The organism is Serratia ureilytica (genome assembly GCF_017309605.1).
Taxonomy (GTDB): domain Bacteria; phylum Pseudomonadota; class Gammaproteobacteria; order Enterobacterales; family Enterobacteriaceae; genus Serratia; species Serratia ureilytica.
The window spans coordinates 2,074,116-2,097,341 of record NZ_CP071320.1; the positions used below are offsets into that span (position 1 = coordinate 2,074,116).

Consider the following 23,226-nt stretch of genomic DNA (forward strand, 5'->3'; position numbering starts at 1 on the left):
CCTTCCAGTAGACTTTCCCTCTGTGAATCAACGGCCACAGGAGGTGGACTATGCGCAGCTTGCCGATTCGGTTATCGAACAAAATTGATGATGATCTGAACGATATCGCCCGGCGTCACGGGATGGAAAAAACCGAGGTAATCAAAATGGCGTTTGCACTGATTACCCTTGCCGATAAGTACTGGATGAAACAGGATGGTACTTCTCTTGGCATTGTACGGGAGAAGGGTGAACAGCTTGAAGCGGTGGGGCGGGTCGTGGAGATCTTCCCATGAACATCGAAAGCCGTAATCTGCGCGATGAGGCCAGCCAGGTTTATCTGGAGCAGGTCTTGGTCTTCGACGAAATGGAGCGGCTGCGCCTGGCACGCCAGGTGCTGTGCGGGATATTCGCGGTCAGCGTGGGCGTATTCGCCGCCCACGCGTATTGGGAGAAAAACGAAGCGCTGAATCAGGTGTTTGAGCTGGTGAAGATCGGCGCCTTGCCGCTGGTCACGCTGGTGGTCTCTTTTTACTTTCCCAACAGCGCGTCCAGATAAGGCGCCGCGTCAATGCGACTTCATGCCCGCCGCAGTCATCAGCAGGCGGAACAGCGAGGCAACCACGAACAGCCCCAGCACGCTGGCGCTCCAGATGATCACCAGCCAACCGATGCGTTTCCACCAGGGCGCCGGAGCGGCGGCTGCCGTTTTATCTTGCATAGCGTCCTCCTTCCTCAGTGATAGCCGTGTTCATGGCTGATCTTGCCGCGGAACACGTAGTAGCTCCAGAAGGTGTAGACCAGAATGATTGGGATGATGAACAGCGCGCCCACCAGCATAAAGCCGAGGCTCTGCGGTGGTGCTGCGGCGTCCCATAGGCTGATGGCCGGCGGGATCAGGTGCGGCCAGATGCTGATGCCAAGCCCGCTCAGGCCGAGGAACACCAGCAGCAGCGTCAGCATAAACGGCGAGTAGTGCGCGCCGCGTTTCACTCCGCGTTGAATTCCCCAGGCGCTGAGCAGCACTAGCAGCGGTACCGGCAGCAGCCAGAACAGGTTAGGCAGCGTAAACCAGCGCGCGGCGATTTCGGGATGCGCGATCGGCGTCCAGATGCTGACCGCAGCCAGCACCAGCAGCAGGATCGCCAGCAGCGGCGTCGCCAGGTGATACATGCGCGCCTGCAGGTCACCGGCGGTTTTCATCACCAGCCAGGTACAGCCGAGCAGGGCGTAAGTCACCACCAGCCCCAGCCCGCAGAACAGCGCGAACGGCGTCAGCCAGTCCAGCGCGCCGCCGGCGTAGGTGCGGCCTTCTACCGGGAAGCCGTTGATCACGGCGCCCACCACCACCCCCTGGCTGAAGGTGGCGAAGAGAGAGCCCCAGATGAACGCTTTATCCCAGATATGGCGCTTCTCCGGCGTCGCCTTGAAGCGAAACTCGAAGGCCACGCCGCGGAAAATCAGCCCGATCAGCATCAGCGTCAGCGGGATCGCCAGCGCGTCGAGGATCACCGAGTAGGCCAGCGGGAAGGCGCCAAACAGCGCCGCGCCGCCCAGCACCAGCCAGGTCTCATTGCCGTCCCACACCGGGGCGACGGTGTTCATCATCAGATCGCGGTCGCCGCTCGCCTTCACCCACGGAAACAGAATGCCGATGCCCAAATCGAAACCGTCCATCACCACGTACATCATGGTGCTGAACACGATGATGACAAACCAAATCAGCGGAAGATCGATACCCATGTTCAGCTCCTGTCGTCCAGAGTGTCGTTGACCGCGGACAGCGGACGCGCCGGGCGGCCCTCGGTATTGTCTTCTTGGTGTTCATGCGGCTGCGGCCCTTTGCGGATCAGGCGCATCATGTAGGAGTAGCCCACGCCGAACACCGAGCAGTAGACGATGATGAACGCCAGCAGGCTGATGCTCATGTGCAGATCGCCGTGCGCGGACACCGCATCCTTGGTGCGCAGCAGGCCGTACACCACCCACGGCTGGCGGCCTATCTCGGTGGTGAACCAGCCCGCCAGCAGCGCCAGCAGCCCGGAAGGGCCCATCCACAGGATGAAATACAGGAACGGACGCGACTGATAGAGCCCGCCGCGCCAGCGCAGCCACAGGCTCCACACCCCGGCCAGGATCATCAGCATGCCCAGCCCGACCATGATGCGGAACGACCAGAACACCACGGTGGAGTTGGGGCGATCTTCCGGCGGGAACGATTTGAGCGCCGGCACCTGCTCGGTCAGGCTGTGCGTCAGGATCAGGCTGCCGAGATAGGGCACTTCCAGCTTGAAGCGGGTCTCTTCGCGCTGCATGTCCGGCCAACCGACCAGGATTAACGGCGTGGCTTCGCCCGGCGGATTTTCCCAGTGGCCTTCGATGGCGGCGATCTTCGCCGGCTGGTGTTTCAGCGTATTCAGGCCGTGTGCATCGCCGATCAGCGCCTGCACCGGCGCGACGATCAGCGCCATCCACATCGCCATCGACAGCATCTTGCGCATTGCCGGCGTGTCGCGGCCGCGCAGCAGATGCCAGGCGGCGGACGCGCCGACGAAGAACGCCGAGGAGAGGAAGGCGGCGGTGGACATGTGCAGCAGGCGATACGGGAAGGACGGGTTGAAGATGACCTTCAGCCAGTCAACCGGCACCACTTGGCCATTGATGATCTCATGCCCCTGCGGGGTCTGCATCCAGCTGTTGGAGGCCAGGATCCAGAAGGTGGAGATCAGCGTGCCGAGCGCCACCATGCAGGTGGCGAAGAAGTGCAGGCCGGGGCCGACGCGGTTCCAGCCGAACAGCATCACGCCGAGGAAACCGGCTTCGAGGAAGAAGGCGGTCAGCACTTCATAAGTCAGCAGCGGCCCGGTAATGCTGCCGGCGAACTCGGAGAAGAAGCTCCAGTTGGTGCCGAACTGGTAAGCCATCACCAGCCCGGATACCACGCCCATGCCGAAGTTAACGGCGAAAATCTTTGACCAGAAGTGATAAAGCTCACGATAGGCTTCATTGTGCGTTTTCAACCATAATCCTTCCAGCACCGCCAGATAGCTGGCTAAACCGATGGTGATGGCGGGGAAAATGATATGGAAAGACACGGTGAAGGCGAACTGTATTCTGGCAAGTTCCAGTGCATCAAGACCCAGCATGGCGCCTCCTAGGGTTGAACATAAATTAACCTCTTGAGTATAGCTGTCATTTTTATGTGAAATGCTTGGCGTTAAGTTAAGCACGGAGTACAGTGCCTATAATAGTGACAGTTATTTTACTTTTTCATATAACAGTTAATGGTTATGACCCGATACGAGCAGCTTGCGCAGCAGATTAGAGAACAGATCCAGAACCGGGTGTGGCGGGCGGGCGACAAGCTGCCTTCGCTGCGCGAGAGCGGCAAACGCGCCGGATTGAGCCTGATGACGGTGGTGCAGTCTTATCAACTGCTGGAGAGCCAGGGGTGGATCGTCGCCCGGCCGCAGTCGGGCTACTATGTGGCGGCGCGTCCGCAGCCGCTGCCGCAGCCTTCGCGCGGCGAGAAACTGCTGCTGAGCGAGCAGGTGGACATCAACGCCTTTATTTTCGACGTGCTGCAGGCCTGCAAGGATCCGGACATCGTGCCTTTCGGTTCGGCGTTTCCCGACGCCACGCTGTTCGCCCAGCCGAAGCTGGCGCGGGCGCTGAGCAGCGTAGCGCGCAAGTTCACGCCGCACAGTTCGCTGGTCAACCTGCCGCCGGGCAACGACGCGCTGCGGCGGCACATTGCCCAACGCTATGCGCTGAGCGGCATGCAGGTCGCGCCGGACGAGATCGTCATCACCGCCGGGGCGATGGAGTCGCTCAGCCTCAGCTTGCAGGCGGTGACCCAACCGGGCGACTATGTGGCGATCGAGTCGCCGGCGTTTTACGGCGCGCTGCAGGCGCTGGAACGGCTGCGGCTGAAGGCGGTGGCGATCGCCACGCATCCGCAGGACGGTATCGATCTGGACGCGTTGCAGCAGGCGGTGGAGCAGTATCCGATCAAAGCCTGCTGGCTGATGACCCACTTCCAGAACCCGCAGGGCGCCACCCTGCCGGAGGCCAACAAGCAGCGTCTGGTGGCGCTGCTGCGCGAACGGCAGATCTCGCTGATCGAAGACGATGTCTATGGCGAGCTGTACTTCAGCGCCGAACGGCCGTTGCCGGCGAAGGCGCTCGACAGCGGCGGCCAGATCCTGCACTGCTCGTCATTTTCCAAATGTCTGGCGCCGGGCTTTCGCGTCGGCTGGGTGGCGGCGGGGCGTTATGCGCAACAGATCCAGCGTTTGCAGCTGATGAGCACCGTTTCCACCAGCGTGCCGACCCAGATGGCGCTGGCGGATTATCTGCTGCACGGCGGCTACGACACCCATCTGCGGCGGCTGCGACGCCTGCTGGCCCAGCGCCAAAGCGCAATGCGTCAGGCGATCGCCCACCATTTTCCGCCGACGGTGAAAGTCAGTCAGCCCGACGGCGGGTATTTCCTGTGGCTGGAACTCGACCCGGCGCTGTCGTCGATGGAGCTGTACCGGCGCGCACTCGCACGGGGCATCAGCATCGCGCCGGGGCGCATGTTTACCACCGGCGACCATTTCAACCACTGCTTCCGTCTCAACGCCTCGTTTGAATGGAATGACCGCTTTGAAGAGGCGATAAAAACCTTAGCCAAACTTATCCGGGGGCTGGCGGCGGCCGGCTGAATCGCGTTTTTCCCGCCGCTTCGCCCCAGAAAAATTCATAATGCTTTTTTCGGCAATGGAATGCCGGTTTCGTTGTTAGACAGCCCTCCAGCCGCCCATTACTCTGCGATAAATTTTGTCACATTTTTATCAACGGGTAGACGAGGGGCAGTGGGTGAGTGGAATAAAAAATAAGCTAAACAAACTGTTGCGCTATCGGCTGACGCCGCTGGCGTTGGTCTGCGCGCTGGGATTGAGCACCGCCGCGCAGGCGGAAACGCTGGCCGAAGGCATTACGCCGGCCAGCGACGCCGCTCGGGTGCCGGCCGCCGCCAAACTGCGCAAAGATACCGTCGTGGCGGGCATCTCGGAGCCGCAGGGGATTTTCAACCCGTATCTGTTCACCAACGGCTGGGACGAGAACGTGACCGACGTAATCTTCAGCCGGCTGATCGGCCTGGACAGCCAGGGCAAACCGGAAGGGCGCCTGGCGGAGTCCTGGCAGGTCAGCCCCGATAATCTGACCTACACCATCAAGCTGCGGCCGAATCTGGTCTACAGCGACGGCTCGCCGCTGAAGGCCGACGATATCGCCTTTACCCTGACGCTGCTGCATGACCCGGCCTATGACGGCGATACCGATATCACGCCGGCGCACATTCAGGGCGGCGCCGAGTATAAAAACGGCACCGCGGCCGGCATCAGCGGGCTGAAGGTGATCGACGATCGCACCATTCAGATCGTCACCACCCAACCGGGCGCGACCACGTTGCAACTGATTGGCGGGCCGGTATTGTCGCGGGCTTACTACGGCAAAGACTATCAGCGCGGCAAGCTCGACGGCGTGCGCGCCTTGAACGGCAAGCCGCTCGGCAACGGCCCCTACATTTACGACAAGTACGTGCCGGGGCAGGAAATCCGCTTCCACGCCAACCCGAACTTCTACCTCGGCCCGCCGCCGATGGCGCGCTTTATCTATCGCGTCACCAACCCGGCCACCAACTTCCAGCTGTTCCAGACCGGTGAGACCGACTACGACGCCTTTACCGCCAAGCCGGACGATATCGAACAGCTCAAGCTGCTCGGTTTCGCCAATATCAACCTTTACAGCTCGAGCGATTACAGCCGGGTTGATTTCAACCTCAGACGCCCGGCGCTGCAGGACAAGCGGGTGCGTCAGGCGCTGATCTACGGCCTCGATCGGCAAAAACTGATCGCCGTGGTGTACCAAGGGTACGGCAAGGTCGCCAACCAGCCGATTTCGCCGATCTCCTGGGCTTACGACGCCAACGGCATCAATCCTTACGCTTACGATCTCGATAAGGCCAAAAAGCTGTTGGACGAGGCAGGCTGGCAGGTGGGCGCTGACGGCATCCGGCAGAAAGACGGTAAAAAGCTGGAGCTGACGCTACTGGTGACCAAAAAGCTGATCAACGACGCGCTGGTGCCGATCGCCAAGGATAACTACCGCCGGCTCGGCGTGGTGCTGAAACCGCAGGTATTGGATTTCAACGCGCTGCTGGCGCAGCGCAAGGCGGGCAATTACGACCTGGCGTCTCTCAGCACCAGCACGCTGAACGATCCGCACGACGGCGTACGCGACTTCATCAGCCGCGAGAGCGAGACCGGCTACCACAACCCGCAGGTGGACGCGCTGATCGCCAAAGCCAATGCCACGCTGGATATCGCGCAGCGTAAGCCGCTGTACCATCAGCTGTATCAGGTGCTGGCGGACGATCCGCCGGTGATCCTGCTCGGCAACCGCGAAATCTTGAGCGCCAGCAGCGCGCGCGTCACCGGCTTTAAACCGGATATCTACAACGGACTGGTCGGCAGCCTGCCGAACGTCAAACCGGCGCCGTAACGCCCCGATGCCGCCGCGCCATTCCGGGCGGCGGCGATGGAATTCGCGATGAGAAATTTTATCCTGCGCCGTTTGTTGCAGACTATCCCGATGCTGTTGCTGGCTTCATTGCTGATTTTTTGCATCTTCGCCCTGGCGCCCGGCGACTTTATCGACGGCAATATCAACCTGACCGCGCAACGCGCCGCCGAGCTGCGGGCGCTGTATGGGTTGGATCAGCCCTTGTTCAGCCGTTACCTGCATTGGCTTGGCCGGCTGTTGCAGGGCGATCTCGGCTTCTCGCTGCAGTATCAGATCCCGGTCAGCACGCTGCTGAACCAATACATCTGGAACTCGTTCCTGCTGGCGGCGGTGGCGATGGTGCTGTATTGGGGCATCGCGCTGGCGGTGGGAGTGATCTCGGCGATGAAACCCTATTCGCTGTTCGATCATCTGATCACCGTGGCGGTGTTCGCCGCCATGTCGTTTCCGACGTTTTTCCTTTGCCTATTGCTGATCAAATGGTTCGCCGTCGATCTGCACTGGTTGCCGGCGGGCGGCATGTTGCGCACCGGCAGCGAAGCGAGCGGGCTGGCCTGGGCGCTGGAGGTGGCGGCGCACCTGCTGTTGCCGGTGCTGGCGCTGGTGATGCTGCAGGCCGGCAGCCTGACGCGCTATTTTCGCGCCAGCATGCTGGAGGTGATCCGCATGGACTATATCCGCACCGCGCGCGCCAAAGGGCTCAGGGAGAAAACGGTGATCCTCAAACACGCGCTGCGCAATGCGCTGTTGCCGATCATCACCCTGCTGGGGTTCGAGCTGCCGGGATTGTTCTCCGGCGCGCTGATCACCGAAAAAATCTTCAACTGGCCGGGCGCCGGGCATATCCATATCGATTCGCTGGCGGCGCGCGATTATCCGGTATTGATGGGGTTCACGCTGTTTCTGGCGGCGTTGACCATTCTCGGCAATCTGCTGGCGGACATTCTGTACGCCTACGCCGATCCACGCATTCGCTTGAGGTAACACGATGTGGGTAACGCTGTTTTTCGGGCGCCGTCGCCGCTGGCGCCAGGCGCAGTTGCCGGCGCTGGCGCAGCTGTCTCCGCCGCCCGCCGCGCAGGCCTGGCGCCGTCTGCGCCGCCACCGACCGGCGATGATCTCGCTGGCGCTGCTGGTGCTGTTGGCGCTGCTGTGCCTGATTGGGCCGTCGCTGTCGCCGTGGCCTGACGACGCCGGCGATGTGCTGAACATCAATCAGGCGCCGAGCGGCGCGCATTGGTTGGGCACCGACTTTCTCGGCCGCGATATTTGCACCCGGCTGCTGCTGGCGGGGCGAATATCGCTGACCATCGGCCTGGTGTCGATGCTGCTGTCGGTGACGCTGGGCTATGTACTGGGGGCGTTCGCCGGTTATCTGGGCGGCGTGGCGGACAGGCTGATCATGCGCTTCGCCGATCTGTTGATGACCATTCCTGGCCTGCCGCTGCTGATCATCATGGGGGCGATGCTGACCGAACTCGACGTGTCGCCGGACTACCGTATCTACATGGTGATGATCATGCTGAGCCTGCTGGGCTGGCCGTCGCTGGCGCGGCTGGTGCGCGGCCAGATCCTGTCGCTGCGCGAGCGGGATTTCATGTTGGCCACCGAAGTGCTGGGGCTCTCCACTCGGCGGCGCCTCTTCGGCCATCTGTTGCCCAATACCGTGCCGATTTTGGTGGTGGTCGCCACCATGGCGGTGGCCAACGCCATCCTCAGCGAGTCGGCGTTGAGCTACCTTGGGCTGGGCGTGGTGCCGCCGACGCCGTCGTGGGGCAACATGATGGACGCCGCCAATAGCCTGATCGACTTTCAGCGCCGCCCCTGGCTGTGGATGCCGCCGGGGCTGGCGATCTTCGTCACCGTGGTGGCGATCAATATCTTGGGCGACGGCCTGCGGGACGCGCTCGATCCGAAAATGAGCGGGGTAAAACGATGAGTCAACCGCTGGTGGCGTTCGACCGGCTGTCGGTGTCGTTTCATGGCGAGCAGGGGCCGGTGCGGGCGGTGCAACAGGTCAGCCTTGAACTGCAGGCCGGGCAAACGCTGGGGATCCTCGGCGAATCGGGCTGCGGCAAAAGCGTGACCGCCATGGCGCTGATGGGGCTGTTGCCGCAGCCGCTGGCGCAGATAGACGGCGGTGAGATTCGCTTTGAAGGGCAAAACCTGCTGTCGCTGCGGGCATCCAAGATGGCGGATCTGCGCGGCAACCGGCTGGCGATGATCTTTCAAGAGCCGATGAGCGCGCTGAATCCGGTGTTGACCCTCGGCGAACAGCTGGTTGAGCCGCTGATTCGCCACCTGACCCTGTCGCCGAAAGCGGCCTGGCGCCAGGCGATTCAACTCTTGATGGAAGTGGGGTTGGCGCGCGCGGAGGCGCTGATGCGCTGCTATCCGCATCAGCTTTCCGGCGGCATGCTGCAGCGCGTGATGATCGCCATGGCGATCGGGTGCCGGCCGGCGCTGCTGATCGCCGACGAACCGACCACGGCGCTCGACGTTACGGTGCAGGCGCAGATCCTGGCGTTGCTGCGCGAGCAGAGCCGGCGACACAACATGGCGATGATCTTGATCACCCACGATCTCGGGGTGATCGCCCAGATGGCCGATCGGCTGGCGGTGATGTACGCCGGGCGCGTCGTCGAGCAGGGAACGACCCGGGAAGTGCTGGACGAGCCGCGACATCCCTATACGCAGGGGCTGATCGCCTCGCGGCCGGTGCCGGGGCAGCGGCGACGCCGCTTGTACTCCATTCCCGGTCAGGTGCCGGATCTGGCGCGGCTGCCGGAGCATTGCGCTTTCGCCGAGCGCTGCGCGCAGGCCTCCGCTCGCTGCCGCGACGGCATTCCGCCGCTGTACGGCTCCCGTCAGCGTCAGTCCGCCTGTTTTCTCAATGCCGGAGGGCATCCGTATGTCGACTGAACCTTTGGTGGAGGTAAAGGGGTTAAAGAAATATTTTCCGCTGCGCGACGGGCTGTTCGGGCGCACCACCGGCCAACTGAAGGCGGTGGACGACGTCAGCTTCAGCATTCGCAAGGGCCGCGTTTTCGGGCTGGTGGGTGAGTCCGGCAGCGGCAAAACCACCGTTGGCCGCACGCTGCTCGGCCTGCACGACAAAACCGCCGGCGAGGTGCTGTTCAAAGGGCAGGCGTTGGACGGCCTGAGCAAGGACGCGTTGCGCGCCCTGCGGCCGAAAATGCAGCTGGTGTTTCAGGATCCTTACAGCTCGCTGAATCCGCGTCTGCGCGTGGGCGACGCCATTGGGGAAGCGCTGTTGCAACATGGCCTGGCGAGCAAGGCGGAACTGCGCGAACGGGTGCTCGATACCCTGGCGATCTGCGGGTTGTCCTCACAGCATTACGGGCGGTTTCCGCATGAGTTTTCCGGCGGCCAGCGGCAGCGTATCGGCATTGCGCGCGCGTTGATCCTGCAACCGGAATTTATCGTCGCCGATGAGCCGATATCGGCGCTCGACGTGTCGATTCAGGCGCAGATCATCAATCTGTTTTCCGATTTACAGGAGCGGCAGGGGGTGACGCTGCTGTTTATCTCGCACGATCTCGGCGTGGTGGAGCATCTGTGCCAGGATGTGGCGGTGATGTATCTGGGGCAGATCGTTGAGAGCGCCGATCGCGATGCGCTGTTCCGCCAACCGCTGCATCCCTACACGCAGGCCTTGTTGGCGGCGGTGCCGACGCTGGATGCGCAACGCGCGCCGGCGTGGGTGGCCGGCGGCGAGCCGCCGAACCCCGCCAACCCGCCGCGCGGCTGCCGTTTCCATCCCCGCTGCCCGCTGGCCACGGCGCAGTGCCGCGAACAGGCGCCGCAGCTGCGCAGCGTGGCGCCCGGTCATCAGGTGGCTTGCCACCTGGTCGGTTAGCGTCAGGACAGGTAGTGTTTCAACGCGCGCCCGGCCTGGTGGATCGCCGAATGCACCGCCGGGACGTGGGCGAGCGGGTTCAACAGGCCGTAGTCGTGGATTAGCCCGTTGTAGCGGGTAGAGGTGACCTCGACGCCGGCGGCGTCGAGCAGACGCGCGTAGGCTTCGCCCTCATCGCGCAGCACGTCCAGCTCGGCGGTCTGCACCAGCGCCGGCGGCAAGCCCCGCAGCTGTTCCGGCGTAGCGTTGAGCGGCGAGGCGTAGATGTCTTTGCGCTGCGCCTTATCGGGCGCATAGCTGTCCCAAAACCACTTCATCATATTGCGGGTCAGGAAATGGCCTTCGGCGAACTGATGATAGGAATCGGTATCAAAATGGGCGTGCGTAACGGGCCACAGCAGGATCTGGCAACGCAATGCCGGTAGGCCTTTCTCTTTGGCCATCAGGCTGACCACCGCCGCCATATTGCCGCCGACGCTGTTGCCGACCACCGCCAGCCGTGAACCGTCGACGTTGATTTTTTCGCCATATTCGGCCACCCATTCCGTGGCGGCGTAAGCCAGATTGATCGCCTGCGGATAGTGCGCTTCCGGTGAGCGGGGGTAGTTGACGAACACCGCCGCCGCGCCGGAGCTGTAAACCAGATCGCGCACCAGCCGTTCATGGGTGGGAAAATCGCCCAGCACCCAGCCGCCGCCGTGAAAGAACATGAATACCGGCAATGTCTCCTTGACCCTGGCCGGCCGCACCAGCTGCAGCAGAATATCCTGGCCTTCTACGTGAATGGTTTTCTCGCTGATCTCCACCTCGCGCAGCGGCACGTCTACGCTGCGCCGCTTCCAAAACTCTGCGCGCCTCTTTGGGCTTCATTTGTTCCATAGGTTTACCGCCAGCGGCATTCAGCGTCTCGAGAAACGCGCGGATGTCGTGCTGGAGGAGAGGCCGGCTGAGATCGACGGTTCGTTTGGGCATGGTGACTCCTTGTGCGCAGAAGAAAAAGTGCGGTCAGAATCACAGTGTAGTCGTTGGCGCATAAAGCGGGAGCCGCGGCCGGCGGCGATCGGCGCGGTTCGTTTTCCGGGGTGCTGCCGATGGAATAGGCGCTTCGTCGCCGCATTGCCCGATCCTGGCGCAGCGCTGCACCGGGTTGGGGCAAAAAGTGTGATGGCGAGCAAATCGGATGAAATTATTTTTGCGAGCGCGATCAGAAATCCTGAAGTTTTTCGCAATTGAATAGGATTTCGCGAGCAATGATGATTTTAGGCCTTATTTTTTAAATTATGCATTGCAAATGCATATAAAATGAATAAATATGCATTATAAGCCGTTGTTTTAACGTAAAAAATAGCAAAATCCGGCAAAAATCCCGTTTTGGCACGATAGCTGCTCTACACTCTTTATCAAACGACATGTATTTTAACTGCTCGTTAACATTTACTCCCCGCTCAGGGACCGGATAAGCGCCATAAATAGTGAAAAACCGATTTTATGTAACAGATTTGTTTCTAAATCAGCGGTGAGAGACAGCATTTTCACCGCTGGGAAAGTCGGTTTTGAACAGCGGTTTTTTTTCATTGTGGCGGCCTAGCCGGGCTTGCGCGGTCCTTACAGTCAAAATTCAGCCTTTGCTGAGATTATGAGGTCACTATGGAACAGCCAATCGCAGTTACCCGCCAGTCTTTCGATGACTGGATGGTCCCGGTCTATGCCCCTGCCGATTTTATTCTGGTGCGGGGTGAAGGATCGCAGGTGTGGGATCAACAGGGTAAGTCTTACATCGATTTCGCCGGCGGCATCGCGGTTAACGCGTTGGGCCATGCGCACCCGGCGGTCAAGGCGGCGCTGGTGGAGCAGGCGGGCAAACTGTGGCATCTGGGCAATGGCTATACCAACGAACCGGTGCTGCGCCTGGCCAAGAAACTGATCGATGCCACGTTCGCCGACAAGGTGTTTTTCTGTAACTCGGGCGCAGAAGCCAACGAAGCGGCGCTGAAACTGGCGCGCAAACATGCGCACGACCAGCACGGCGCCGGTAAAGATCAGATTGTGGCGTTCAACAACGCGTTCCACGGCCGTACGCTGTTTACCGTGTCCGCCGGCGGCCAGCCAAAATATTCGCAGGACTTTGCGCCGCTGCCGGGCGGTATCACCCATACGCCGTATAACGATCTGGCCGCAGCGGCCGAGCTTATCAACGATCGCACCTGCGCGGTGATCGTCGAGCCTATCCAGGGCGAAGGCGGCGTGCTGCCGGCGGAAGCCAGTTTCCTGCAGGGGCTGCGTGAACTGTGCGATCGCCATAATGCGCTGCTGATCTTCGACGAAGTGCAGACCGGCGTCGGCCGCACCGGCCACCTGTATGCCTATATGCAGTACGGCGTGGTGCCGGACGTGCTGACCACCGCGAAAGCGCTGGGCGGTGGCTTCCCGATCGGCGCCATGCTGACCACCGATGCGCTGGCGAAAACGCTGGGCGTCGGCACTCACGGCACCACCTACGGCGGCAACCCGCTGGCGACGGCGGTGGCGGGGGAAGTGTTCTCCATCATCAATACCCCGGAAGTGCTGGAAGGCGTCAAGCAGCGCCACCAGTGGTTCATCGACGGGTTGAACGACATCAACCGCCAGTATCCGATCTTCGCCGAGATCCGCGGCGGCGGTTTGCTGATCGGCTGCCAACTGAAGAAAGACTATGCCGGCAAAGCGAAGCAGATCACCCAACTGGCCAACGAAGAAGGCGTTATCGCGCTGATCGCCGGCCCGGACGTGGTGCGTTTCACGCCGTCGCTGATCATCCCTGAGCAGGATGTGAAAGAGGGGCTGGCGCGATTCGCGCGCGCCGTGGCGCGCATTTGCAGCTAATCAGCGGGCTGCGCCTTCATCGGCGCAGCCTGATTCAGAAGAGGTTCGCATTATGATGATTATTCGCCCTATAGAGCGCCGCGATTTGGCGGATTTGCTGACGCTTGCCGGCAAATCCGGTATCGGTCTCACGTCGCTGCCGCAAAATGAAGATACCCTGTCGGCACGCATTGAGCGGGCGTTAAAAACCTGGCAAGGCGAACTTCCGCAAAGTGACCAGTGTTATTTGTTCGTGTTGGAAGACAGCGAGCGCCGGCAGGCGGTGGGGGTCTGCGCGATCGAAGTGGCCGTCGGCCTGGCGGAACCCTGGTACAGCTTCCGCGTCGGCACGCAGGTGCACGCTTCCAAACAGCTGAACGTCTATAAATCGGTGCCGACGCTGTTCCTCAGCAACGACCATACCGGGCATTCGGAACTGTGCACGCTGTTCCTCGATCCGGACTATCGTCACGGCGAGAACGGCAAGCTGCTGTCGAAGGTGCGTTTCCTGTTTATCGCCGCGTTCCGTGAACGCTTCTCCCGCCGTCTGATCGCCGAGATGCGCGGTTTCTCCGATGAAAACGGCCGTTCGCCGTTCTGGGAGAGCGTCGGCCACCGTTTCTTCTCCATCGAGTTCGCCAAGGCGGACTACCTGAGCGGCACCGGACAAAAAGCGTTTATCGCCGAACTGATGCCGAAACACCCGTTGTATGTCGATTTCCTGGCCGAAGACGCGCAGAAGGTGATCGGTGAAGTGCACCCGCAAACCCTGCCGGCGCGCCGCCTGCTGGAGGCGGAAGGCCTGAGCTATCAGGGCTACGTCGATATCTTCGACGGTGGCCCGACGCTGGAAGCCGAAATCGACCACATCCGTGCGGTGAAGCAGAGCCGCCTGGTCAAAGTGGTGCTGGATGACACGCCGATGCGCGCCGATGCGCCGGTCCATCTGGTCGCCAACGACAACTATCAGAATTACCGCGCACTGTTGGTCAATGCCGATCTGTATGACGACCGCCTGCATATCAACGCCGCCACCGCTGCGGCGCTCGGCGTCGAGCAGGGCAGCCCGGTGCGGGTACTCCCCCTTATTGCACAGGAGAAAGCATGATGTCCCATCCTGCACTGTTGATTAACGGCGTCTGGCGGCAGGGCCGCGGCGCGGAGTTGGGCAAGGCCGATCCGGTCGGCAATCAGCCGCTGTGGCGCGCCAACGCCGCCGACGCCGATGACGTCGCCGCCGCCTGCGAAGCCGCGCGCGCCGCATTCCCCGGCTGGGCGCGTACGCCGTTCGAGCAGCGTGAACAGCTGGTGAAACGCTTCGCCGCTTTGCTGGAAGAACATAAACAGTCGCTGGCGGAAACCATCAGCCGTGAGACCGGCAAACCGCGCTGGGAAACCCTGACCGAAATTCAGGCGATGATCGGCAAGGTGGGCATTTCACTGCAGGCCTATCAGGCGCGCACCGGTTTTAGCCAGACGGCGATGGCCGACGGCGCTTCGGTGCTGCGCCATCGCCCGCACGGCGTGCTGGCGGTGTTCGGGCCTTACAACTTCCCCGGCCATCTGCCGAACGGCCATATCGTGCCGGCGCTGCTGGCCGGAAACTGCGTGGTGTTCAAGCCGAGCGAACTGACGCCGCTGACCGCCGAGGAGACCCTGAAGCTGTGGCTGAAGGCCGGTCTGCCGGACGGGGTGATCAATCTGGTGCAGGGCGGCCGGGAAACCGGCGAGGCGCTGGCGGCCAGTGCGGATATCGACGGCCTGTTGTTCACCGGCAGCGCCGGCACCGGTTACCACCTGCATCGCCAATTGGCGGGGCAGCCGGAGAAGATCCTGGCGCTGGAGATGGGCGGCAACAACGCGCTGATCGTCGATGGTTTCGAGGATCGCGACGCGGCGGTCAACCTGGCTATCCAGTCGGCGTTTATCTCCGCCGGCCAACGCTGCACCTGTTCACGCCGCATTTTGGTTAAGCAGGGGGCGGAAGGCGACGCCTTTATCGCGCGTTTGGTTCAGGTGGCGGGCGAGCTGCGCGTCGGCCGTTGGGATGCCGAACCGCAGCCGTTCATGGGCGGCGTAGTGTCGGCGGCCGCAGCGGAAAACATGCTGAAAGCGCAGCAGCGCTTGCTGGCGCTGGGCGGTAAATCGCTGCTGGCCATGCGTCTGCTGGAGCCGGGCAGTTCGCTGCTCAGCCCGGGCATCATCGAGCTGACCGGCGTGGCCGGCGTGCCGGACGAAGAGTACTTCGGGCCGTTGACCACGATCGTGCGTTACCGCGATTTCGACGAGGCCCTGCGGCTCGCCAACCAGACGCGCTACGGCCTGTCGGTGGGATTGGTCTCGCCGCAGCGCGAGCTGTTCGAGAGGCTGCTGCTGGAAGCGCGCGCCGGCATCGTCAACTGGAACAAGCCGTTGACCGGGGCGTCCAGCGCGGCGCCGTTCGGCGGCGTGGGGGCTTCCGGCAACCATCGCCCAAGCGCCTTCTATGCGGCGGACTATTGCGCCTGGCCGATGGCGTCGCTGGAAAGCGAAAGCCTGTCGCTGCCGGCGACGCTCTCGCCGGGCTTGTCGTTCCGTTAATCGTCTGCGGCGGCGTCATGGCGTCGCCGCAGGCCATCCCCAGGGGATAGCCATGTCAGGATATGAAGTCAATTTCGACGGTTTGGTGGGGCCGACGCACCACTATGCCGGGCTGTCGTTCGGTAACGAGGCCTCTACGCAGCATCAAAACAGCGTATCGAACCCGCAGCTGGCGGCGAAGCAGGGGCTGCTGAAAATGAAGGCGCTGGCCGATCTCGGTTTCCAGCAAGGGGTATTGCCGCCGCAGGAGCGGCCGCATTTGCCGATGTTGCGTCGCCTGGGTTTCAGCGGCAGCGATGAGGCGGTGCTGGCGCAGGCGATGCGTCAATCGCCGCGTTTGCTGTCGGCGCTCAGCTCGGCGTCCTGCATGTGGACCGCCAATGCGGCCACGGTGTCCCCCTCGGCGGACAGCGCAGACGGCAAGGTGCATTTCACCGCCGCTAACCTGAACAATAAATTCCACCGCGCCATTGAAGCGGAAACGACCACCGACGTTTTGCGGGCGATGTTTAACGACGACCGGCATTTCGCCCACCATGAAGCGCTGCCGCAGGTGGCGTTGTTTGGGGACGAAGGGGCGGCCAACCATAACCGGCTGGGCGGCGATTATGCCAGGCGCAGCGTGCAGGTGTTCGTTTACGGTCGCCAGGAGTTTGGCGGCGAAACGGCACCGGCGCGTTATCCTGCGCGCCAGACGCGCGAAGCCGGTGAGGCGATCGCTCGCCTGCACCAATTGGACGAGCAGCATACGGTCTTCGTGCAGCAAAACCCGGCGGTGATCGACCAGGGCGTGTTCCATAACGACGTGATTGCGGTCAGCAACCAGAACGTGCTGTTCCACCACCAGCAGGCGTTTTACCGCCAGCAACAGGCGCTGGATGAAGTGCGCCGCAAGATGGCGACGCTGGACAGCGAGCTGGTGGCGATCGAAGTGCCGACGGAGCGCGTCTCGGTGGCGGACGCGGTGGCGACTTATCTGTTCAACAGCCAAATTCTCACCAAGCCGAACGGCAAGATGATGATCGTGGTGCCGGAAGAGTCGCGCCAGCATGTCGGCGTGTGGCGTTATCTGAACGAGATGGTCGGCAGCGGCGGCCCGATCGATGAAATCCGCGTGTTCGATCTGCGCGAAAGCATGCGCAACGGCGGCGGCCCGGCCTGCCTGAGGCTGCGGGTGGCGCTCAACGATCAAGAGCTGCGGGCGGTGAACCCGCGCGTCATGATGAACGATCGGCTGTTCGCGACGCTGAACGAGTGGGTGGATCGTCATTACCGCGATCGTCTGACGCAGGATGACCTGGCCGATCCGCTGCTGCTGCGCGAAGGGCGCGAGGCGTTGGATTCGCTGACGTCGATCCTCGGTCTCGGGTCCATCTATCCGTTCCAACGATAAGGGAGGCTGCATGATCGATCTACTGCCCCTGACGCTGGAGGGGAAAGAACCCGCCGAATGGCAGGGCGAAACGCCGCAGCTGCGCTGGCGTTGGCTGGGGGAAGGGGTGTTGGAGCTCACGCCGCGGCAGCGTTATCGCCAGGCGTTGGTGGTGTCGGCGGGCGTACACGGCAACGAAACCGCGCCGATTGAACTGCTCAATCAGTTAATCGGCGATCTGTTGAGCGGCCGCTTGCCGCTGGCGGTGCGGCTGTTGGTGGTGCTGGGCAACCCGGCGGCGATGCGGGCGGGCAAGCGCTATCTGCACAGCGACATGAACCGCATGTTCGGCGGCCGCTACCGCAACTTCGCCGCCAGCGGGGAAACCGCGCGCGCCCAGCAGTTGGAGCGCACGCTCGCCGCCTTTTTTGATGGCGAACAGGCGGCGCGCTTCCATTACGATCTGCACACCGCCATTCGCGAGTCGCATTTGCCGCGCTTTGGCATTTTGCCCTTCCAGAAGCGCCCGTACAGCGAACCGATGCTAAAGCTGCTGGATGCCGCCGATCTGGATGCGCTGGTGGTACACAGCGCGCCGGGCGGGACTTTCAGCCACTATTCCAGCGAGCATCTCAATGCGGCGAGCTGTACGCTCGAGCTGGGCAAGGCGCGGCCGTTCGGCAGCAACGATCTGCAGCAGTTCGCCGCCATCGATCGCGCTCTGCGGGCGGCGGTCAGCGAGGTGCCGTTGCCGGAGCGCGCGGGCGAGGCGATCCGGGTATTCCGTGTGATGCACTCGTTGATCAAACACAGCGAGGATTTCAAGCTGCATCTGGATGATGACACCGCCAACTTCACCGAGTTGAAACCGGGGATGTTGCTGTGCGAGCAGCCGCAGGAGGAGTATCGCGTTGGCGAAGAGGGCGCGTGGATACTGTTTCCTAACCCCACTGTGGCGCTGGGCCTGCGCGCCGGCATGCTGTTGAGCGAAGTTTCCCGTTCTACGTTGTATTGATTTATCCTCGGCGGCGCCGTTAGCGCGCTGCCGTTTATTCCTTTCATTATTTTAATCTGCTATTTCCCGCTATTTAAATGGCCATAAATCGAATTTTATTCGTCATATAGGGATTTCTTTACGTGAATGAATAAATGCCGTATTCAGCCGTTATCGGAAAGCCTTAATTGCCTGGTGACTTTGTTAAGATAAAAATGTGAAATAAGTAACGCTTTTAATAACCATGCTAATATTGTTGTTACTTTTGAATCGCGCAGAAAGCACGCAAAACGAAACCAAAATGCACTAAATTGGTGCATTGCACCGTTTTGGTTATAAGTTATGTGATAAAAATTTCTTATATTCAATGGGTTATGTATTCTCTTTTTTGAAATATATGGTTACAAATAAACATGCTTTCTCCTCGTTGTTTCATGAACTTTTTGATTTTAAGTTTTGATTCATGATGCTAATGTCACATCACCCCACATTAGGGGGGCTCATAAAATACCAAAAGATAAAATCACAGCCCAAACTATAAATTGGGCGTGACGGGCAGGGTTCTAATTATAATATCTAGGAAAATAAATGATGAAACGCAGTGTATTAGCCTTAGCTGTCGCCCTCGGGGCGATCACCTCCTTCGCCAACGCGGCTGAAATCTACAATAAGGATGGTAATAAACTCGACCTGTACGGCCGCGTTAACGCCAAGCATTATTTCAGCGACAGTAAGTCCAATGACGGCGATATGACCTATGTTCGCCTGGGCTTCAAAGGCGAAACGCAAATCAATGACCAGTTGACCGGTTACGGTCAGTGGGAATACAACGTCCAGGCCAATCACGACGAAGCGCAGGGCACCGCCGGCACCAAAACGCGTCTGGGCTTTGCGGGGCTGAAATTCGGCAACTACGGTTCTTTCGACTACGGTCGTAACTACGGGGTGGTGTATGACGCCGAGGCATATACCGACATGCTGCCGGAATTCGGCGGTGACTCCTACAGCTATACCGATAACTTTATGACCGCCCGTTCCAACGGTTTGGCCACCTACCGTAACCGTGACTTCTTCGGTTTGGTGGAAGGTCTGAACCTGGCGGTGCAGTATCAGGGTAAAAACGACGGCGACGGTCGCAGCGTGACCAAGCAAAACGGCGACGGTTACGGCCTGTCTCTGGACTACCAGGACATCGGCGGTTCCGGCATCGGCGTAGCGGCGGCGTTCTCTGATTCTAACCGCACCAGCAAGCAGAAAGAGCTGCAATATGGCAAGGGCGACAGCGCCACTGCATGGACCACCGCAGTGAAATACGATGCCAACCAGGTTTACCTGGCTGCGATGTATGCGGAAACCCGTAATATGACGCCGATCAGCGTCAATGGCACTTCCGGCTTCGCCAACAAAACGCAAAACTTCGAAGTGGTGGCCCAGTATCAATTCGAGAACGGCCTGCGCCCTTCCGTGGCCTATGTGCAGTCCAAAGGCAAGGATATCGAAGGGATCGGTGATGCCGACCTGGTGAAATACGTGGAAGTGGGGGCGACTTACTACTTCAACAAAAATATGTACACCTACGTTGATTATCAAATCAACCAGCTGAGCGACGATAACAAACTGAAACTGGCCAACGATGATATCGTTGCCGTCAGCTTGACGTATCGCTTCTAAGCGGCAATTCCATTACCTTCATCCTGTGTCGGGATTGGTAATCAGGCAGGGCGTAAGCCCTGCCTTTGTTTTATCGCGCGCTCAGCCTTTGGGCGCCAACCCGACCAGCTCAATGGCGGAACGCAGCGCGGCGAAACGTTGCTGATCCTGCTCACGCTCTATTTCGGTCACCAACTGTGAAAGAATATTGCCGCCGGATACTTTTTTATGGTTTTTGATTAACTGCAACACTGCGTCGCCTAACGCCAGGCTGACGTCGCGCAGCAGAGTTTCATATTGCTCGTTGGAATGAGCTGATGCTGGCATGACCTTTCTCTGTCTCTCTCTTCTTCGGGAGCCGCAATTTAGCAAAACAGCGGCCTTATGCCTCGGAGGAAGACGAAGTTTCTGATGAAATCAGAAATTCCTCAGCATCGCGCGGGAAGGGAATTAAAAATCCGAATATTCGCTGGCTGGCAACCAGAAGCCGTCGATAAACTCTTCCATGGGATAACAACCGGCGTGTCGCAAGTTCTGTTCCTTCATCGCGACCAGGCATTGTGGCTCGTCGCGCAATATGTCGACCACCATTTCACTGCAGCCACCATCCAGATAACAGACAAACATCACCAATGCGTACATCGTTGCACGCCTCCTTCGTCGAGTCGCCTTGTCTGCAACAGTGTAGGTAAAAAAGCAATATTTTTCAGCATCATTGCGCGATTAATCACCGTTGAAACGCCGCTGACGACACTTTCGGAATACTCTAACCGTTTCTGGCGCCGTGAGCGGATGGCATATCCTTTTGACGATGCTAAGCTTAACAAGCCTTACTTAAACGCATTAGTGCAACCATCAAAAGGAGTGATTATGGGCTTGTTTAACTTTGTCAAAGAAGCGGGCGAAAAACTGTGGGACACAGTCACCGGCAATGCCTCCGCCGAAGATCAAAGCGCCAAACTCAAGGAGCATCTCGATAAGAGCGGCCTGCCGGGCACCGACAAAGTCGATGTGCAGGTGGTCGATGGGAAAGCGGTGGTGACCGGCGATGCCGTCAGCCAGGAGCTGAAAGAGAAGATTCTGGTGGCTATCGGCAACGTAGCGGGCATCAGCGGTGTGGAAGACAAGGTGGCGGTAGCGCAATCCGACGCCGAGAGCCGCTTCTATACCGTGAAGAAGGGCGATACGCTGAGCGCAATCTCCAAAGAGATGTATGGTAACGCCAATCTTTACAACAAAATTTTCGAAGCCAACAAGCCGATGCTGTCGAGCCCGGACAAGATCTATCCGGGACAGGTTTTGCGTGTCCCGCAATAACGCCTCTGTCTCCCCTGGCCCGGCGATGTGCCGGGCTTTTTTTTGCCTCCGCTATAAGCATCTCTTATTTCCCTTCCCTCTAAATAAAAGTTACACATACCGTGTGCCTGCGCTCGCCGGCCCGCGGCGGCGGTGTTGACCCTGGGGGGGAAAGTTGGTAGCGTCATGGCCCGGTTGCGGACTGAGCAGCCGAAGGGGGATTTCGCTCCCCCATTCTGAGGGGGTGTCTTGCCCCATCAAACAGCAATGCAGCAGTTGAACGAGTGAAAGCCGATTTAGTGAAACAGCAGCGTAACGCCTTGACGGATAAAAACTACAGAGAAACCTTGGGTGATGCGCAATTTGCGATCGTCGTTTTGGCGATTGCGTCCTGCTCACTGATCATTTTTACGTTGGCGGTTACGCTGTGGCTGACCTGACGTCATTAACTAGGGGAGAGAAAATGGAGCCCAATCTCCACGATGAAACCAAACTGTTGGCGATTATCGGCCTGTTGGTTTCTGTACTGCTGGTCGTGTCGATTCTCTTCGGAGTGACTTATTTCTCCGATCTCAGGCATGCCCACGACGATATCGATATTAAAAGCTGCTACATCAAAACACCTTAATCCGCGTGAGCGCGGCTGAGCGTCGTCGCTCTCCAGGGGGCGTTGTCCTGTGCTAAGCTGGGGCGATTATCCTTGGCGAATCGGCGCCATTCAGGAGGTCTTTGCGATGAGTCAGTCACGTCCTACGCGCTTTTCACCCTCACGCGAGTGCCCTGTCATTGACGGCGCGCGCCAGATCCAGCGCATTGCCGTGCGCAATGCCGAAGTGGGCGGCATTCCTATCAACCGCGCGTTGCCAACCCGGGAGCGGCGCACCGTCGGCGCCTGGTGTTTTCTCGATCACGCCGGCCCGACGGTATTCAACGGCACCGCGCCCGGCATGGACGTAGGGCCGCATCCGCACACCGGTCTGCAAACCTTTACCTGGATGATCGAGGGTGAGGTGCTGCACCGCGATAGCCTCGGCAGCGAACAGTTGATCCGTCCGGGGCAGGTCAATCTGATGACCGCAGGGCACGGCATCGCGCATACGGAACAGTCGGTGGGCGAGGACCGACGACTGCACGCCGCACAATTGTGGATTGCGTTGCCGGCTGAATATGCCGACATGACGCCGCGATTCGATCATTATCCCGATTTGCCGCAGTGGCGTAATAACGGCGTGAATCACCGTTTGCTGGTCGGGGAATTTGGCGCTTATCGTTCACCGGTGTTTACTCTTTCGCCATTAATCGCCATTGATATGGAATGGCAAGAGGCGGCGACGGCGCAATTGCCGCTGCGCGATGATTATGAAATCGGCTTTTTGCCCCTGATTGGTGCATTTGAACTTAATGGTGAAACATTTTCACCTGACGCATTCGCCTATTTAGGCATGGGTAATAACTCTATTGAGTTAAATGCAGAGAAGGGCAGCCGGGGATTATTAATCGGTGGAGCGCCGTTAAATGAAGAGATCCTTATCTGGTGGAACTTCGTTGGCCATACCAAAGCGGAAATTATTCAGGCTCAGCGCGATTGGGAGCAGGAAACGGATCGTTTTCCGGCGGTCAGCGGTTATTCCGGTGAGCGCATGGTCGCGCCACGCCTGCCGTGGAGCGAAGTTTGATAGCGTTAGGATATAATCGCCGAGATTATTCGACTTATTTCGCTCTAATAACGCGCAATAAATGTGATCGCGGCTCCAGCTTCACGACAATATAAAGTTTCTCAACGAAATAGTGATCTGACGCATATAATGATAAACGGAAGAAGATTAGGATAATCCTCAGGAAGTCAGGTTGTCTCCCGTTAGTCTGATGTCAGTGAGGTCATTATGAGCCAAGTTCTTTATCGTGCAAGACTGTCCCATGTCGTGGTTGCCACGGCGCTGTTTTGGGTCTCTGTCGCGGCATTGTTGGTTGCCGTATTACACTAACCTCAAAAAATGACTCCTGCATAAACCCGCTTCGGCGGGTTTTTTTATCTTGGATGGTGAGCGATATTCACCCATC

General features: G+C 59.8%; 23 protein-coding genes and 1 pseudogene. 18 read left to right on the top strand and 6 right to left on the bottom strand.

Going from position 1 to position 23,226, the window contains the following annotated elements; translation table 11 throughout:
- Nucleotides 1–50 precede the first annotated feature (50 nt).
- Both J0X03_RS09580 and J0X03_RS09585 read left to right on the top strand, forming a co-directional pair.
- Nucleotides 51–275 (top strand): hypothetical protein, encoded by a 225-nt coding sequence (locus tag J0X03_RS09580; RefSeq protein ID WP_025303190.1) that lies wholly within the window; start codon nucleotides 51–53, stop codon nucleotides 273–275.
- Entirely contained in the window at nucleotides 272–538 is a 267-nt protein-coding gene (locus J0X03_RS09585; protein WP_033643416.1) for a hypothetical protein, read from the top strand. Before J0X03_RS09580 ends, J0X03_RS09585 begins: the two co-directional genes overlap by 4 nt.
- 9 nt (nucleotides 539–547) lie before the next feature.
- Here J0X03_RS09585 and J0X03_RS09590 read toward each other — a convergent pair whose 3' ends face one another.
- The 3 genes from J0X03_RS09590 to J0X03_RS09600 are packed head-to-tail and all read right to left on the bottom strand — an operon-like array spanning nucleotide 548 to nucleotide 3,125.
- Nucleotides 548–700, bottom strand: a complete 153-nt coding sequence (locus J0X03_RS09590) for a DUF2474 domain-containing protein (protein ID WP_004934619.1) — start codon at nucleotides 698–700, stop codon at nucleotides 548–550.
- 14 nt (nucleotides 701–714) lie between these two features.
- Complete coding sequence (gene cydB / locus J0X03_RS09595) at nucleotides 715–1,722, bottom strand: cytochrome d ubiquinol oxidase subunit II (RefSeq protein ID WP_033643414.1); 1,008 nt, start codon at nucleotides 1,720–1,722, stop codon at nucleotides 715–717.
- 2 nt (nucleotides 1,723–1,724) lie between these two features.
- Nucleotides 1,725–3,125 carry a cytochrome ubiquinol oxidase subunit I gene (locus J0X03_RS09600; protein ID WP_004934615.1) on the bottom strand — a complete coding sequence of 467 codons (1,401 nt, stop codon included), beginning with the start codon at nucleotides 3,123–3,125 and terminating at the stop codon, nucleotides 1,725–1,727.
- A gap of 144 nt (nucleotides 3,126–3,269) precedes the next feature.
- Here J0X03_RS09600 and J0X03_RS09605 point away from each other — a divergent pair, with 144 nt between their 5' ends.
- The 6 genes from J0X03_RS09605 to J0X03_RS09630 all read left to right on the top strand — a co-directional run bounded on the left by J0X03_RS09605 (nucleotide 3,270) and on the right by J0X03_RS09630 (nucleotide 10,432).
- A complete protein-coding gene (locus tag J0X03_RS09605; RefSeq protein WP_042784770.1) occupies nucleotides 3,270–4,688 on the top strand; it encodes an aminotransferase-like domain-containing protein in 1,419 nt (472 codons plus the stop codon).
- Nucleotides 4,689–4,842: 154 nt separating this feature from the next.
- Nucleotides 4,843–6,531 carry an ABC transporter substrate-binding protein gene (locus J0X03_RS09610; protein ID WP_033643412.1) on the top strand — a complete coding sequence of 563 codons (1,689 nt, stop codon included), beginning with the start codon at nucleotides 4,843–4,845 and terminating at the stop codon, nucleotides 6,529–6,531.
- Between the two features lie 48 nt (nucleotides 6,532–6,579).
- On the top strand, nucleotides 6,580–7,536 hold the full coding sequence (locus tag J0X03_RS09615) for an ABC transporter permease (RefSeq protein WP_004934604.1): 957 nt from the start codon (nucleotides 6,580–6,582) through the stop codon (nucleotides 7,534–7,536).
- A gap of 4 nt (nucleotides 7,537–7,540) precedes the next feature.
- On the top strand, nucleotides 7,541–8,491 hold the full coding sequence (gene opp4C / locus J0X03_RS09620; protein WP_046687269.1) for an oligopeptide ABC transporter permease: 951 nt from the start codon (nucleotides 7,541–7,543) through the stop codon (nucleotides 8,489–8,491).
- The gene (locus tag J0X03_RS09625; RefSeq protein ID WP_160204363.1) at nucleotides 8,488–9,474 is read left to right on the top strand and encodes an ABC transporter ATP-binding protein; all 987 of its coding nucleotides are present in this window, start codon (nucleotides 8,488–8,490) and stop codon (nucleotides 9,472–9,474) included. The genes opp4C and J0X03_RS09625 overlap by 4 nt, the downstream gene beginning before the upstream one ends.
- On the top strand, nucleotides 9,464–10,432 hold the full coding sequence (locus J0X03_RS09630; RefSeq protein WP_033650921.1) for an ABC transporter ATP-binding protein: 969 nt from the start codon (nucleotides 9,464–9,466) through the stop codon (nucleotides 10,430–10,432). Before J0X03_RS09625 ends, J0X03_RS09630 begins: the two co-directional genes overlap by 11 nt.
- 2 nt (nucleotides 10,433–10,434) lie before the next feature.
- Here the strand turns inward: J0X03_RS09630 and J0X03_RS09635 are convergent.
- Nucleotides 10,435–11,404: pseudogene (locus J0X03_RS09635) on the bottom strand (alpha/beta hydrolase).
- A 675-nt stretch (nucleotides 11,405–12,079) separates the two neighbouring features.
- Between J0X03_RS09635 and J0X03_RS09640 the strand changes: the two are divergent.
- From J0X03_RS09640 to ompC, 6 genes are all read left to right on the top strand, one after another.
- Nucleotides 12,080–13,294, top strand: coding sequence for an aspartate aminotransferase family protein (locus J0X03_RS09640; protein WP_015378175.1), 1,215 nt, complete (start codon nucleotides 12,080–12,082; stop codon nucleotides 13,292–13,294).
- Nucleotides 13,295–13,346: 52 nt separating this feature from the next.
- Nucleotides 13,347–14,381, top strand: coding sequence for an arginine N-succinyltransferase (astA, locus tag J0X03_RS09645; protein WP_004934585.1), 1,035 nt, complete (start codon nucleotides 13,347–13,349; stop codon nucleotides 14,379–14,381).
- The gene (gene astD, locus J0X03_RS09650; RefSeq protein WP_060660892.1) at nucleotides 14,381–15,853 is read left to right on the top strand and encodes a succinylglutamate-semialdehyde dehydrogenase; all 1,473 of its coding nucleotides are present in this window, start codon (nucleotides 14,381–14,383) and stop codon (nucleotides 15,851–15,853) included. Before astA ends, astD begins: the two co-directional genes overlap by 1 nt.
- Before the next feature lie 52 nt (nucleotides 15,854–15,905).
- Nucleotides 15,906–17,246, top strand: a complete 1,341-nt coding sequence (gene astB / locus J0X03_RS09655) for an N-succinylarginine dihydrolase (protein WP_103101054.1) — start codon at nucleotides 15,906–15,908, stop codon at nucleotides 17,244–17,246.
- A gap of 10 nt (nucleotides 17,247–17,256) precedes the next feature.
- Entirely contained in the window at nucleotides 17,257–18,240 is a 984-nt protein-coding gene (gene astE / locus J0X03_RS09660; protein WP_060660611.1) for a succinylglutamate desuccinylase, read from the top strand.
- Between the two features lie 567 nt (nucleotides 18,241–18,807).
- A complete protein-coding gene (gene ompC / locus J0X03_RS09665) occupies nucleotides 18,808–19,890 on the top strand; it encodes a porin OmpC (RefSeq protein WP_046687263.1) in 1,083 nt (360 codons plus the stop codon).
- 81 nt (nucleotides 19,891–19,971) lie between these two features.
- On the opposite strand, the gene J0X03_RS09670 is transcribed toward ompC, so the two are convergent.
- A complete protein-coding gene (locus tag J0X03_RS09670; protein WP_016927388.1) occupies nucleotides 19,972–20,196 on the bottom strand; it encodes a biofilm development regulator YmgB/AriR family protein in 225 nt (74 codons plus the stop codon).
- A 123-nt stretch (nucleotides 20,197–20,319) separates the two neighbouring features.
- Nucleotides 20,320–20,511, bottom strand: a complete 192-nt coding sequence (locus J0X03_RS09675) for a YdfD/YebW family protein (protein WP_004934567.1) — start codon at nucleotides 20,509–20,511, stop codon at nucleotides 20,320–20,322.
- Between the two features lie 228 nt (nucleotides 20,512–20,739).
- Between J0X03_RS09675 and lysM the strand changes: the two genes are divergently transcribed.
- The 4 genes from lysM to J0X03_RS09695 all read left to right on the top strand — a co-directional run bounded on the left by lysM (nucleotide 20,740) and on the right by J0X03_RS09695 (nucleotide 22,841).
- Nucleotides 20,740–21,186 carry a peptidoglycan-binding protein LysM gene (gene lysM, locus J0X03_RS09680; RefSeq protein WP_060660612.1) on the top strand — a complete coding sequence of 149 codons (447 nt, stop codon included), beginning with the start codon at nucleotides 20,740–20,742 and terminating at the stop codon, nucleotides 21,184–21,186.
- A 263-nt stretch (nucleotides 21,187–21,449) separates the two neighbouring features.
- Complete coding sequence (locus J0X03_RS09685; protein WP_162882310.1) at nucleotides 21,450–21,605, top strand: hypothetical protein; 156 nt, start codon at nucleotides 21,450–21,452, stop codon at nucleotides 21,603–21,605.
- Nucleotides 21,606–21,628: 23 nt separating this feature from the next.
- Nucleotides 21,629–21,793: a hypothetical protein gene (locus J0X03_RS09690; protein ID WP_162837199.1), complete on the top strand. Its 165-nt coding sequence runs from the start codon at nucleotides 21,629–21,631 to the stop codon at nucleotides 21,791–21,793.
- A gap of 106 nt (nucleotides 21,794–21,899) precedes the next feature.
- Nucleotides 21,900–22,841 carry a pirin family protein gene (locus J0X03_RS09695; RefSeq protein ID WP_047574840.1) on the top strand — a complete coding sequence of 314 codons (942 nt, stop codon included), beginning with the start codon at nucleotides 21,900–21,902 and terminating at the stop codon, nucleotides 22,839–22,841.
- Nucleotides 22,842–23,226 lie beyond the last annotated feature (385 nt).